Source organism: Alistipes sp. Marseille-P2263, from assembly GCF_018101075.1.
GTDB lineage: Bacteria > Bacteroidota > Bacteroidia > Bacteroidales > Rikenellaceae > Alistipes > Alistipes dispar.
The window spans coordinates 1-13984 of sequence record NZ_JAGQEJ010000016.1; the positions used below are offsets into that span (position 1 = coordinate 1).

The window sequence follows — 13984 nt, forward strand, 5'->3', positions numbered from 1 at the left end:
TTCCGTCGCGGTCGAGGCAGGAGAAGTATCCTCCGTAGGTTTTGTCCTGGGAATGTTCGAGCCAGAAGGGCAGTACGCTGTCCATGAGTTCCGACCGGTATTGGTCGGCCAAATGTTGAAAATCCATGGTTCTGTCGGTGTTTTTTGGGTTGTCGTATCCGTTGCTGCGGCCGTGCCGCCGTCATCGGTCCGCATAGGGGTTGTCGATTCCGAAGTAGTCGCAGTAGCGGTCGTAGAGGTGTCCCGCCTGCGGATAGGCCGAGTGGGGACTCATGAAGTGTGAAAATTCGAACGTGATGACGTTCCGCATTCCGGCTCTCCGGGCGGCGTCGAGTTTGAGCAGCAGCTTCTCCCACTTGATCGGCAGGAAGCGGATCGGCATGTCGCGGTCGAACGATTCGAGGTTGGTCCAGCACTCCATGCCGTATTTGTCGGCCAGCGCCTTGTTCACCGTCAGGTAATCGTACAGCTCGTGGTAGTCCACCTGTCCGTCCTGGAAGGCGAGGATGTCCACCGCTCCGGCGATGTTGCCCAGAATCTCGTTCCATTCGCGGCGGTGCTCCTCGACCGAGAGGGCCCGGTCGCCCGACATGACCTGATCGGTCTTGATGCCGTGGATATAGGGCGAGATCATCGTCTTCAGCCCGCCGGAAATCTCCTTGGCGTGGCGGCCGAGCTCGGCGTAGATGCGCGACATGTTCTTCGTGCGACGGCTGATCTCCTGCGACAGATACCACCCCTGGAACGATCGGTGATGGCCGTATTTGGCCCACACTTCGTCGATGAGTTTCCTGTTCAGGTCAATTTCGCGCTGGAAGAGCCCTTCCTGCCAGTATTTGCCCGAGTCGTAGATGCCGAAGTAGAAGGCCATGTCGTATTTGTCGGCCAGCGTGAGGAACATTTCGACCAGATCCACGGGCGGGTAGTGGACCTCCTCGCTTTCGAGCAGACACTCGAACGGCGCGGCGATCCAGCGGCCCAGTCCGGCGCGGATCAGCACCACCGTGTTGATGCCCATGTGCTTCATCGCCCGAAAGTCGGCGTCCCATTCGCGCACGCCCCAATTCTGATGGGGAATGTCCCAACTGATCTCGTCGAGAAAGGTCGCCCGGATGGGGATGGCTTCGAGGATGCCTTCGGTGCGGAAATCGTCGTCGGAGAGTTCGCAGGCTCCGGAGGTCTCCGCCGGCGGATTCGCCGGGGAGCAGGCGGCCAGCACGAGCGCCGCCGCGAGCAGTATGATCGGACGTTTCATCTCCGGAGGGCTATTTGTCACTCAGGGCGTCGATTCCGGCCTTGACGTACGACCACTGGTCGGCCTTCTTCAGGTGGATCATGTCGAAAAGGAAATAGCCGTCGCAGGCGTTGATGCAGGCGCTCACCGAGGCGGTGACGGCGCGGTTTTCCTCTTCCTGCGTCACTTCGTCGTCCGGGTCCCAATTCCCCACGTCGGGACCTCCCGCCACCAGCGGGCAGGCGCCCGTCGTGCGCTCCTTCGCCAGCCGGCAGAAGCCCTCCATGGTCCATTCGGTCGTTCCGTTGACCCGCGTCGGGGAGGCGTAGGCCCCGATCAGCATCTGGTCCATGAGGTCGGCGTAACCGTAGTCCATGTATTTCTTCGTCGCCCAGGAGAAATCGGCCGAGGCATCGTAGTCCGGACTGGCCCAATTGACTCCCACGTCGTAGTAGCTCGCATACCAGCCGCCGACATAGACACCGAATCGGAGGGACGGATTGACCTCCTTGACCGCGGCTCGCGCTTTGGCCATGAAATCGCGGATCACCTTGGCGCGAAATTCGATCCACTGTTTCAGACGGACCGGCTCGGGCGAGGGGATGCCCGACGTGTGCCCCGCAGGCAGGATGTCGCCCGGGAAGTCGGCGACCGCCTCGCCGATGTATTTCTCGAACTCCCGGCGCGTGTAGTCCGAGAAGTCGCTCGTGAAACCGTCGAAACGGCCGCGGTCGAGGAAGATGCCCGTCAGTCCGTCGTAGGCGGCCAGGTCCCGGAGCATCGAGCAGATGTATTCCTGCACTTCGGGCAGCACGGGGTTGAAGAACTTGGCCGCCTGGTCCGTGGACATGATGTTGGTGATGCCGTTCGCCAGATTGAGGTCGGTGGTCCAGGCCCGTTTGTCCGCGTCGCGGAACACGACGCCGGCGCCGCCGAGCGAGGTCAGGTTGCCGCCCGTGAAGGTGTTGATGGCGGCGTGGATGCGCAGCCCCAGCTTCGCGCCTTCGTCGATGAAGGCTTGCAAGTAGTCCCAGGTCGCCGTGCGTTCGATCTTCGAGTAGCCTTCGGGCAGCCAGGCCCCGAGCCACTCCACCTGCTCGACCGCAGAGGTGCGGAAGAGCGCATCGCCTGTCGTGGGACGCACGTCCACCACGATGTCCGTGAAGCCGGCGTCCCGGGCCTTCGCCAGATCGCGGGCGATGTTCTCGCGGCTGTTGGCGAAGTCGGGAAAGTTCGCGGCGGCATCCACCCAGATGAACCGCGGTTTCCCGGCGACGGGTTCCGGGTCGGGTTCCGGTTCCGGATCGGGCCACTCCCATTCCGGGGTTTCGGGGTCCGAGCCGCACGAGACGGCTCCCAGCGTCAGTGTCAGCGCTGCCAGGGCCGTTGCGGCCCGTTTGACATGTCGTTTCATGGTCTGATTCTTTGTGATTTTGGACCGGTATCCCCGGTCAGGGGGATACCGGCAGGTCGCGTCATTTGTCGATGCTGTCGAATTCCCAGGCCACCAGCGCGTTGGTGTTGGCGTCCGTGTAGTAGAGGTTCAGCTTGTAGCCGTCGGCCGAGGCCGTCATCAGGACGTCGCCCGTGGCATTGACCACCGCTCCGGCGGGTTTGTACTCGTTCGAGGTGAATACCCGTGCGGGCGACGTGTCGCAGGCTCCCGTCAGTTGCTCGGGCGTCGTCACGTCGAACATGTAGGCCTTGAACTCTCCGTAGGTGAAGTGCGCGCCCGTGTAGATGGCCGCATAGCGGGCGTTGTTGAAGGCGCAGACGTCCACGCAGTTGTAGTTCGAGTTGGCTCCCCACTGCGAGGTGGCGATCGTGTTGGTCACCGCACCCGTGGCGTCGATCCGGTAGAGGCTGTTGGCGCTGTAATAGGTCAGGAAATACGGATCGTCGGGGTTGGCCGAGTAGGCTTCGACGTCGGCGTGGCCGTTGCCGTTCCAGCCGGCGGTGGCGCCCGTCACGGAGATCATCTGCGGTTTGGCCGCGACGCCTCCGGAGATCGTCCAGCGGAGGAACTTGCAGACGGCGCCGTTCCAGGTGTAGATCACGGCCGTGACGATGGCGTCGCCCTTCACGTCGCCCTGCACCGAGATGTGCTTGCCCATCGAGGCGCCCGTGGCGTTGGTGTAGGAGAGCAGCTCCGTCGGCGTGTCGTCGGTCGATGCCGCCGTGTAGATTCTGAACGTGGCGTTCGGATCGGCCAGATTCGCGTAGAGGATGTTGCCCGCGTCGTCGGAGGTCATGCCGCCGGGGGCCGCTGTGCCCTTCATGTCGAGCGTTCCCAGATAATCGCCCGTCGCACGGTTGAACAGGTACTTGTCCGCGCCTGTCGAAAGCACGAGCTTGGAGCCCGATGCCGCGAGCGAGTAGTTCTTGTCGCTGCCGTTTACGATTCCGAGCTTGTCGAGGGAGACGTTCTGCCAGATTTCGGTTTCGCTGCCGGCACGCCAGCCGTACTTGATCTTGGGGGGAATCTCCTTGCTGACCGTGTAGATCCGCTTGGTCACGCCGTCGTGGGCCGTGACGGTGAATTTCATGCCCTCGCCTTCGTAGTCGTGCACTTCGGCCGGGTCGGGCGAAATGGTGGCGTGCGGGGAGAGGGTCGCCTGAGCCGTCACCGCCGAAAGGTCGTCCGCCGAAATCAGCGAGATCGTGTTGCGGTCGTTGTCGATCACGCCCTGGATCGACGGTTCGTCGGTGGCGAAGGAGATGATTTCGCATTTGTCCGACTTCTTGATGTTGCCCGTCACGCAGAAGTCGCGTTTCGAGCCGTCGGCGCGCGTCAGCGTGAACCAGTTCTCCTGCGTCAGGTCCAGCGTGCCGAGCCGCGGCGTGATGAAGCAGTTGTCGTCCAGATTCGCCGTGACCCGCATTTCGGTGATCGAGGTGGTGTTCGTCGAGTTCTCGGGGTAGTAGTACGGGATGTCGATCACGATCCGCTCCTCCCCTTCGGTCGGCGTGGCGGTGAATTTGGCCAGCGGGTCGTTCTTGTACTCCCCGGTGGAGAATTGTGCCGAGATGCTGTTGAGCCCCAGTCCTGTGTCCGAGGGGGTCAGCTCGTCCGGCTCATGGCAGCCGCCCAGGCAGAGCAGGGCCGCCGATGCGAATGATATGATGCTGTTTTTCATGGGTTGAATCTCTTTTTGGGGGTTATAACCACTCGGGGAACTGCTTGACGGCCGCGTTGTTGCTCAGCTCGGTTTCGGGCAGCGGAATGCGGTAGAGCTTCTCCTCGAACAGCCGGTCCTGACGGTCGCAATCGACGTAGGTATAGACGAACGAGGCGCCCTGCTTCTCGATTTTCAGTCCGTGCACGCGCATGCCGGTATAGGCCGTATGAGCCAGCCGCCAGCGGCGCATGTCCCAGTAGAGGTGGCCTTCGCAGTAGAGTTCGATCTTGCGCTCCTGACGGATAGCCTCCATCAGCGCCTCGCCGGACTTGTCGGTGTAGGGCAGACCCACGCGCTCGCGGATCCGGCGCAGGTCGGCGTTCGCGCCGTCCGCGTTGAGCCTGTAACACGCTTCGGCATGGTTGAGGATCACTTCGGCGAGCCGGATGGCGATCCAGGGCTGCGTGCAGGCCTTCGAATAGTCGGTGTACTCCTCGTCGAGCATCTTGCGCAGGTAGTAGCCGGTCGTGGTGCGCCCGTTGAGCGCGGAGCCGTCGTCGAAGACGGCGTAACCGTCCGTGCCGTTCACGAAAGGCTCGAGCGTGCGGCCTTTCCATTCGCAGCCGTTATAGAGTATCGAGGCGTGGAAACGGGGCTCCAGTTGTTCGTAGGGCGGCGTTTCGGTCGTGCCGGCTGTCGTGTCGTGCCACGGCGTCCAGTCGGGGTGGCCGCCTGTCGAGGCCAGCTCGTACGATTCGACCATCTCCTGCGTCGGGGTGGCCCGGCCGCCCATCGTCGTGTTGTCGCCGCCGGGCATGAAGAGCTGGTCCCAACTGTGGTTCGGTCCGCCGACGAGGTAGTTGTATTCGAGGATCGACTCGGTGTTGCCGTCGCTCATCGACGTAAAGGCTTTGGCGTATTCCTCCGCCGTCTTGCCCGGCATCAGCTCGTAGCCGAGTTTGAACACCTCCTCGGCGGCGTCTTTGGCCGACTGCCATCGCTCGGCGTAGAGCATCGCCCGCGACAGCATGGCATATCCCGCTCCCGAGGTGACGCGGCCCGCCTCGCCGTCCCATTTGGGCGGGAGGTTCTTGGCGGCGAAGGAGAGGTCCTCCTCGACCATGTCCCAGCCCTGTTCCGCCGTCGAGAGCGCCTTGTTCTCGGTGATGGCCAGCAGGTCTTCGTCGTAGAGAATCACCTCCGGCGTGCGCTTGAGCAACTGGAAGTAGAGGAATCCGCGGAAGAAGCGCGCTTCGGCCTCGAACCGCGTGCGGGTCGGTCCGTCGAAGTTGGTCCCGTACTTTTTCAGTCCGTAGAGGAACTCATTGACGCGGCGGATGCGCGTGTAGGTGTCGTCCCACGCCCCGAAGTGGAAGGCTGCGGTAGGAGCCGCCAGGCCGCCCTCGGCGAAGGCGATGATGTTGGCGAATCCGACGTTCGTACCGGGGGTCGCGGAGCCGAACTTGAGCGTTTCGGTCAGCCCCTCGGTCAGCCCCACCTGACTGTCGCCGGTCTCGAAGCTGCCGTAGCGGGAGATGTAGGGATAGAATCCGTTTACGTACTGGGTCACGTAGGTCGGGTCGCTCCAGACGATTTTTTCCGACACTTTGTCCGTCGGGTTCATGTCGAGCCAGTCGTTGCAGCCCGCCAGGGCGACCGTCGCGGACAGCAGAGCGATATGTGTGATTTTCTTTTTCATGGGTCTTGGATTTTGTCTGTTAGAACGAGATTTCGAGGCCGCCCACGACCGTGCGCTGCTGCGGATAGTATCCGTTGGTCACACCCGGCCATTCGGGGTCGATGCCCTCGGGCAGTCCCGACCAGGTGCAGAGGTTGTTGCCTTCGACGTAAACCTTCACTTTCTGGATGCGCAGCTTGCCGGTCCACGCTTTCGGCAGCGTGTAGCCCAGGTGCACGGACTTCAGACGCAGGTACTTGCCGTCGCGGTACCAGAACGACGAGGCGTAGGCGTTGTTCGTGTTGGGCGGGTTGAGCGACAGACGCGGATATTTCGCGTCGGGATTCTCGGGCGTCCAGGCCTGTTCGACGAGGTAGCGCGGCGAGTTGGCTCCGGCCTTGAAGGGACGGGTGAAGATCGTGTTGTCCTCGTTGTGGTTGTAGTAGGTTCCCGTCAGCGAGACGTCGCAGACGGCGGCGCCGATGAACAGGATGTCGAACTCGAGGCCCTTCCACGAGGCGTTGAGGTTGATGCTGCCGTTGAACTGCGGGCGCTGGCCGCGGCCGATGTAGGCGCGGTCCTGGTCGTAGGTGATCGCGCCGTCGCCGTTGAGGTCCTTGTACTTGATGTCGCCGACCCGCGGCCGCGAGCCGGAAATCCACGGCGAGCGGTCGATCTCCTCCTCGCTCTGGAAAAGCCCGTCGGCGATGAAGCCCATCGTCATGTAGCGGCTCTTGCCGATGCGCTTGGCGTAATCCGGGGTGTTGGGGCTGTCCTGATAGCGGAGCCAGCGATCCTTGGCCCATGTCAGATTGACAGTGACGCCGTACTGGAAATCCTTGCCGATGTGGTTGCGGTGGGTCAGCCGGACGTCGATGCCCCGCACGTCCTGCGCGTTGTTGTTCACGTAGGTCGGGTAGTAGCCGCCCATCGACGCGGGTTTGCCGGAGTTGGAGCCCAGAATGTCGAAGATGTAGTTGTAGAAGGCGTCGAACTCGACTCCGAGTCTGCCGTTCCACATGGCCAGGTCGAACCCGACGTTGTAGGAGTGGTTGCGTTCCCAGGTGAGCAGCTCGTTGGCCACCAGCGAGGTCATGATGCCGTTTTGGCCTGCGCCGCCCAGCACGACGCTCGGGGCGCTGCTGACGTTGGTGAAGGTGCTCAGGAAGGCGTATGCCGCCGAGCCGTTGTCGTCGCCCAGCGAGCCGAACGAGGCGCGGAGCTTGAAGTTATCGACCGCCTTGCGCAGCGGGGCGAAGAAACCTTCCTCGGACATGCGCCAGCCGAGCGACACGGAGGGGAAGAAACCCCAGCGGCGGCCCGAGACGTTGCCGATGAACTTGTACGATCCGTCGTAACGGCCCGAGAACTCGACGAGGTATTTGTCCGCGTAGTTGTATTGTCCTCGGAACACGAAGCCCACCTTGCGCGAGGCGTCGCTCGAACCGCCGATCGGGTCGTCGGCCGGCGTCGTCGCGAAGCCCAGCTCGGGCAGTTGCGGGAAGGGGATGTCCTTGCCCGAGGCCGAGAAGTTGTTGGTTTTGTAGTCGCGCGTCTCGACGAGCGCCAGGAGATCCACCTTGTGCTTTTCGGCGAAGGTGTTCGTGTAGCTGATGCTCGCCTGCGAGGTGATGCGGCGCCACTGGGTGAAGCCCTCGGTCAGGTTGTTGGTCTTCTTGCCGGTGGCCACGTTGGCGTTGTTGCGCGGGTCGGAGGCTTTCGAATAGGTGATTTCCGAACTGGTCGAATTGGGCGTGCTGGCCAGCATCACGAAATAGGGCGTACTCAGGATCTTGGAGGTGGTCGTGCTGCGGTCGTAGGCTCCCATGACCTTCAGCCGGAGTCCCTTGACCCACGGAAGATCCCACTGGAGGGCGGCATTGGTCTGCACGGAGACGGTCTGCGACTTCGAATACCCCGACAACTCGGTGGCTGCGATCGGGTTGATCGTGTTGCCGTAGTCGTTCTGGCTGGCCGTGGGAACTCCCTCGTACTCCTTCGGCAGGTAGGGATGGGCGTAGGCGGCCTGCTCGGCTACCGAGAGCCACGGGGCGCTCGATACGCTCGTGCCGGAGGTTCCGCCGGCGGCGAATCCGGGCGATTTCTGGTCGCCGACATGGCCGGCGACGCCGAGTGTGAAGGTGAGGCTGCGGGCGATCTTGGCTTCGATGTTCGTGCGCAGGTTGTAACGGTCGTAGTCGAAGTTCTTGATGTTGCCCGTCTGGTTCATGTAGCCCAGCGAGGCGAAGTAGTTGATGCGGTCGCTGCCGCCCGTCGAGGTGACGCTGTGCTGCTGGGTCGTGCCGGTCCCGAAAATTTCGTCGATCCAGTTGGTGTTGCCCCAGCCGTTCGTTCCTTCGCGCATCATCTGCACGTGCCGGGCCGTGAAGATCGGCTTCTGGCCGTCCAGCTCGAGCGCCTTGTTGTACCAGTAGGCGTAGCCGGGGCCGTCGAGAAATTCGGGATAGGAGGTGTTGAACGAGGCTCCGTAGGACCCCTTGTAGGTAAGATTCATCGTCCCCTGCCGGCCCTTTTTCGTCGTGACGATCATCACGCCGCCCGCGGCTTCGAGACCATAGACCGCCACGGCGGCGCCGTCCTTGAGCAGCGATACCGACTCCACGTCGTTGGGGTCGATGTCGTTGATCGAACGCTGCACGCCGTCCACGATGTAGAGAATGCCCGACTTGGCGCCGCGGATGGTCATGCTGGCCTGGTCCGCTCCGGGCTGTCCGGAGTTCTGCACGGAGATCAGACCCGGCAGGCGGCCGGCCAGTCCCTGCGAGATGTTGGCCATCGGCATCTTCTGGAGCTCCTTGCCGTCGATCTGCGACACGGCGGCCGTCACGTCGGCGCGCCGCTGCGATCCGTAGCCGATGACGACGACCTCGTCCAGCCGGGCGGAGTCCTCTTTCAGAACGACGTCAAGCGCGGAGATTCCCCCCCCACCGGAATCTGCTGCGAGACCATTCCGATGTAGGAGAATTCCAGCGTGCCGTCTTTCGGAACGGCGATCGAATACCGTCCCTTCGTGTCGGTCGTCGTCCCCTGGGTCGAGTTGGCGACCACCACGGTCACACCGACGAGCGGGTTGCCCTGTTCGTCCGTAACCGTACCTCTGACGGTGGACTGGGCGAAAGCCGGCCCGGCTCCCGCCAACAGCAGGAACAGCGTCCATAGACACGTCCTCGCCGCCAGAGAATTCCTGAATCTGGAGAAAAACTCTTTCATAGAATTACATGGGTTTAAGGTTGGATTGTTTGGGTTTGTTATGGAAAGATTGCGTTTCAGTCGTTACGTGACGGGTCTCCGGCCGCGATGCCGGCCTCCAGTTCGGACCACCAGCCCCGGTCGATGATGTGCACGATGTCGAAAAGCATCAGTCCGTCGGTGTCGCGGAGTGCCTGCGCCACGGCGCGGGTGAATCGTTCGGCATCGTCGCCGTACTGATCGACGTAGATCGACCCGGTCACGGGCACTGCTCCGGCGGTGATCTTCTTCGCCCATTCGGCGCCGCCCTCGATGCAGTACCAGTAGCTCTGTTCGTCGGTCATGCCGGCTTCGGTGCGCTGGCCGACCGCTTCGTTGGCCTCGTCAACCTCGGCTTTGGTCACGAGCGTGTAGTAGAGCCCCGTCATGTAGATGTCCAGCAGTTCGGCGTACCCCGTCCGTTTGTATTCGGGTGTGGCCCAGTCGAAATACTGCGCCGGATCGAAGCGCTCGCTGGCCCAGTTCACGCCCACGTAGTAGTAGGTCGGATACCAGGCGCCCGTGTAGTCGCCGATGAGCAGCCGGGGATTGATCGCCTTGAGCTGTCTGCGGGCCTCGACGACGAATTGCTTGATGACCGAGGCGCGCCATTCGATCCATTTGCGGAAGAGCGGCCCCTGCGACCAGCTCCACGTGCCTTCGGCGTCCTGCGACCAGCGCAGAATGTCCCCGGGGAAGTCGGCGACCGGCTCTCCGGTATAGGCTTCGAACGCCTCCTTCGAGAGTTGGCTGAAATCGGAGGTGATGTTGTCGAAGCGCACCCGGTCGAAGATGATGCCGTCCGCGTCGGGGTATTTTTCGGCGAACTCCCTCAGGATGGCCAGCTCGTATTCCCGCACTTCGGGGTTCGCCGGGTTGAGCATGCCGTTGTAGTTGCTCTTGATCCGGCTGATCGGCACGATGCGGCCCTCGGTGTAAACCTGCGACTGCCAGTCGGCGTGTTCGCCGTAGATGATGCCCCGGTCGAAGTAGTTGTGGCCTCCGGCGAAGACGTTGAGCGAGCCGTGGACCCGCATGCCCCGTTTGTGGCCTTCCTCGATGAAGTGGCCCAGCATGTCGTAGTCCTCGGGGCGCGTCACGCCCTCCCATTCGCCCATATAGGGGGCTATGTCGCTCTTGTAGAGCGTTTCGCCCATGATCGACTTCACGTCCACCACCAGGTCGGTGAAGCCCATGTCGTGGAGCCGGGAGACGTAGTGGCGGATCGAGTCGGGGTGGCTCAGCCGTGCGTAGTTGGCTTCGCAATCGAACCACATGTAGAGCGGTTTCGGCGCCTGTTGCCGTTTCGCGCATGCGACGGCGGCGAGCGCCGCCGCGAGGCAGAGAAGGAAAAGTCGTTTCATGATGTTGTAGTTTATTCGGATGGATCAGTTCGTTTCGGAGATGACGATCGCCGTGGAGACGGCGCGCTGGACGATCGTCTCGGCATCGCCCGTGTCGCTCGGCCGGTTGAGCACCGTGCCGTCGCATCCCACCATCGTCGAAGAGCCGCCGCCGTCGAGGTTGATCGCTTCGACTGCGCCCAGCGCAATGAGTTTGTCGGCCAGCTCCGCGAGCGTGAAGCCTTCGCTGCCGCGCATTCCGCGTCCGTCGCAGACCAGCAGCAGCAGTTTCCCGTCGGCCGTCGCGCCGACCGCCGTGCGGGGCTGGCGCGATGTTCCGGCGATCCCTCCCCCGTCGAAGACCTCCCGCCAGTAGCACTCCTCGGCGACGTTGCGCCCCTCCTTGACGAGCATCGGGCCGCCTCCGACGGCTTCCTGCGGGGTCCAGAGCGCGGCACCCGGGGTTTTCGAAGTCGGCGGGGCGGGCATGTACGTTCCGGTGCGCTCGTCGTTGTCCAGCGGCGAAGGGAAAGCGTAGGGCCGGTTGCCGTCGTCGGATACGCAGTAGATCCAATGGGTTTCGAACTCCCCGGAAGCCATCTGCCCGAACGAGGCGCGCACGGGATAGACGGTCTTGCCGTCCCGGGTGACCGTCTGGTTTTCGATGGATTCGACGACACCTCCCGAGACGAGCAGGCTCAGCGAATTGCCCGCCCACCAGTATCCGGCGTTGGTCGTCACGCAGGGTTTGCCCCTGTTTTCCGAGTCGAAATCCGCATGGATGCGTGTGGGGGTCTTCTGTACGGGGAGATGCACGGCGTTGAAGCGGAGTTTGGGGTTGGCTTTCGGATCGGCGGTCGCCACGAATCCCAGGCATCGCTTGCCGTCTGCCAGGTCGTCGGCGAATTCCGTTACGGTCAGTCCGTGGGGATAGGCGTTCGGTTCGGGTTCGGGTTCGGGTTCCGGCCCGTCGGGAAATTCGTATTCGGGCGTGTCCGAGTCGTTGCCGCACATGCTGCAGGTCGCCGAGACGCAGGCGGCGAGCAGTGCGAAAAAGACGAATTTGCGTTTCATGGTTCGGTTAGCAGTTGAGGTTAGGTTCGGGCTCGTTTGTTGAATAAATCGGTTCTTTGAGTACAAATATAGTAATTGATGTTATTAAAACAAACTTTTATCGTAATATTTTTTACGATCATGCGGGGGGGGGGTGAAATGTATTTTATAAACTTGATTTACCTTATATATAATAATTTATAAATGATTCGTGCGGGATATGCCGCTCCGGAACGGAAATACGTTCCGGGACGGAAACGAAAACAATTTACTATGCTCCCGTTTCGGACTGAAATTTTGGGGCAATCGTTCCGCCGGACGTCGGGCGGGCGGAAACTTCCTGCATCCCGGGAGTCGCTTTTATGTTATCGGGATACGGCGGGTCCGCGAATTGCCGGGGTATTCCGGTCCTGTTTGAAGGAGAGAAAGTTTGGACGATTTCCTCGGACCTGCGGCTGATTCGCTTTTCCGGCGATGCCTGCGGGAAATATAATTTGGTATTTTGATCCGGATTGTATATCTTTAACCTGTAAATAAATAGTGACGGGAGCCGGGTTCGGTTCGTCGGTAAAAAGACCCTCCGAATGCGGCGAAAAGATTCCAGAGACAATCCATACCGATCAGATAACCTGTGCATTCGAGGCTGGAATAACGATCGGAGACGAAGCAATCGAATGGTCGCATCGACACGGCGGTCGGTGCTCGTGAAACGGGGCGTACTTCGGGGACGGATCATACCCGGCTTCTTCGTGGACGGAGTGACGGAAAACGTCGTCAGGGAGAAGCCTCTGAGCTGGCTCGCATCTCATATGATGTTAATCGAGTTCGGGGAGATGAGAATGGAACCGCAATTCAGTGAAGTCCCGGGCAGCGGACTTTGAAAAATATACAAATTAACTTTATGAAGCTACTGGTTATCACCGTTTTCGCTGTTTTAGGGGTAAGCGTCTGTCCAGGACAGACGCTGGCCGATATTCTGAACAGCCAGTATGATGACAATCCGATCCCCACGGTGCCCGTTGAGTACACCTTGCCCCGGTTGGCAGCGAAAGCGCCGTTCGTACAACTTTTCAATTCGCTTCTGCTGGCGACCGGGCACCGCGTGTTCCATTCTGATGAATATGAGGCGGACGAATACATTCTGATGAGGATAAAGGCCGAGGACCTGGAGATCGAGATGTCCGGCTCCTTGTGTCGTTATCCGCACGAAACGAAATCGCCTATCGGGTGGATGCCTTTTCACGGAAAGACGATCATCTTCAGTGGCGACAATCCCGGGCTCTTCACTCCTACGGAGGAAACGAGATGCTTCCGGTACAAGGATTATCCGGAAAACTCCCTGTATGGTCTTGAGGATGACGAGCAGCCTGGTTGGTATTTCCTGTATTCCAAGGGCCGGTATTTCGGAGGAACGTGGGAGTTGATAATTTATCCGGATCGATATGATGTCCCATTCCCATCCGAATGAGGCTCGGTTCTTCCCGTCAAGGGTTGCCGGAACGTCCGGAGAGGTTTACGGTCTGTATGTCCCGAGAGCAGCAGCCGTTGTGATCCCGATCTTCCGGTCGTGTTTCAGTATCCGGTGCGTTGGCCGGATATATGGGTGTCGTATCGTGATCCTTTTCTTGTATGAAGTCGGGGCCGGCGGTGTTCCGATCCGGTGTCATGGTATAAAAGCCAAGCGATAACAGGCTGTCTGTTATCGCTTGGCTTGGAAGTTATTCCAGGGGCGCATTCAGGACTTTCCGGATTTCGGGTTCATAAAATCTTGCTATATAAGGAGGAGTGTCGGGAATGTCAATCCGATCCATGATGTATTCGTACAGTTTCCATACGTTTTCATAAGTGAATAGTTCGATCGGCAATTGAATGCGAAGAGCGTGTTTCTCCAATGGTAAATCGTGATCATTATATCCATATTCATATTCTGATATATATTGATTTTTAAATGAGTAACCTGCATATGGTTCGAAATAGGCACCTTCAACCAATTCAAATATGTCTACCGCGTTATTTTTATTCCGCACTGCTTTTTTTAAGATTTTTTTTGCCCAGCGTTTATTCTTCTTGAAAAGATCAGAAGCGACGTCCGCTATTCCATCTTCTTTTAAAACATAGTATTTATGCTTTTTTTTATATATATATTCCTGACCTCCATCTCCGTCGAAGATAACTACATTATTTTCCTGTGCCATTCCCATCATTGTGCCGGACAAAGCGAGGAGTACCGTGCTCCAAAATATAAACCGTTTCATATTATTTGTACAAGTCTTCTAAGATACTGAAAGATACGATTGCTTCTATTTTC

11 protein-coding genes and 1 pseudogene are annotated in these 13984 nt (G+C 60.1%); 2 read left to right on the forward strand and 10 right to left on the reverse strand.

Features of this window, described 5'->3' with window-relative positions; genetic code table 11:
- From KB554_RS13355 to KB554_RS13080, 9 genes and pseudogenes are all read right to left on the reverse strand, one after another.
- Positions 1-127 (reverse strand): annotated as a pseudogene (locus tag KB554_RS13355) (AGE family epimerase/isomerase); the annotation flags it as partial.
- A 54-nt stretch (positions 128-181) separates the two neighbouring features.
- Positions 182-1255: a DUF4434 domain-containing protein gene (locus tag KB554_RS13050; RefSeq protein WP_211036473.1), complete on the reverse strand. Its 1074-nt coding sequence runs from the start codon at positions 1253-1255 to the stop codon at positions 182-184.
- A 10-nt stretch (positions 1256-1265) separates the two neighbouring features.
- Positions 1266-2648, reverse strand: coding sequence for an alpha amylase family protein (locus KB554_RS13055; protein ID WP_141428799.1), 1383 nt, complete (start codon positions 2646-2648; stop codon positions 1266-1268).
- Positions 2649-2709: 61 nt separating this feature from the next.
- Positions 2710-4371 carry a DUF5018 domain-containing protein gene (locus KB554_RS13060; RefSeq protein WP_211036474.1) on the reverse strand — a complete coding sequence of 554 codons (1662 nt, stop codon included), beginning with the start codon at positions 4369-4371 and terminating at the stop codon, positions 2710-2712.
- 22 nt (positions 4372-4393) lie between these two features.
- Positions 4394-6052, reverse strand: a complete 1659-nt coding sequence (locus KB554_RS13065; protein WP_211036475.1) for a RagB/SusD family nutrient uptake outer membrane protein — start codon at positions 6050-6052, stop codon at positions 4394-4396.
- A 19-nt stretch (positions 6053-6071) separates the two neighbouring features.
- Positions 6072-9017: a TonB-dependent receptor gene (locus KB554_RS13070; RefSeq protein ID WP_348771870.1), complete on the reverse strand. Its 2946-nt coding sequence runs from the start codon at positions 9015-9017 to the stop codon at positions 6072-6074.
- Positions 8945-9262, reverse strand: coding sequence for a carboxypeptidase-like regulatory domain-containing protein (locus KB554_RS13360; RefSeq protein ID WP_242116381.1), 318 nt, complete (start codon positions 9260-9262; stop codon positions 8945-8947). Before KB554_RS13360 ends, KB554_RS13070 begins: the two co-directional genes overlap by 73 nt.
- A 56-nt stretch (positions 9263-9318) precedes the next feature.
- A complete protein-coding gene (locus KB554_RS13075) occupies positions 9319-10644 on the reverse strand; it encodes an alpha amylase family protein (RefSeq protein ID WP_211036476.1) in 1326 nt (441 codons plus the stop codon).
- Between the two features lie 24 nt (positions 10645-10668).
- The gene (locus tag KB554_RS13080) at positions 10669-11697 is read right to left on the reverse strand and encodes a phosphodiester glycosidase family protein (RefSeq protein WP_211036478.1); all 1029 of its coding nucleotides are present in this window, start codon (positions 11695-11697) and stop codon (positions 10669-10671) included.
- Positions 11698-12350: 653 nt separating this feature from the next.
- Between KB554_RS13080 and KB554_RS13085 the strand changes: the two genes are divergently transcribed.
- On the forward strand, positions 12351-12557 hold the full coding sequence (locus KB554_RS13085) for a hypothetical protein (RefSeq protein WP_211036480.1): 207 nt from the start codon (positions 12351-12353) through the stop codon (positions 12555-12557).
- Between the two features lie 20 nt (positions 12558-12577).
- Positions 12578-13144, forward strand: coding sequence for a hypothetical protein (locus KB554_RS13090; RefSeq protein WP_211036482.1), 567 nt, complete (start codon positions 12578-12580; stop codon positions 13142-13144).
- A 250-nt stretch (positions 13145-13394) separates the two neighbouring features.
- Here KB554_RS13090 and KB554_RS13095 read toward each other — a convergent pair whose 3' ends face one another.
- Entirely contained in the window at positions 13395-13931 is a 537-nt protein-coding gene (locus KB554_RS13095) for a hypothetical protein (RefSeq protein WP_211036484.1), read from the reverse strand.
- Between the last annotated feature and the right edge of the window lie 53 nt (positions 13932-13984).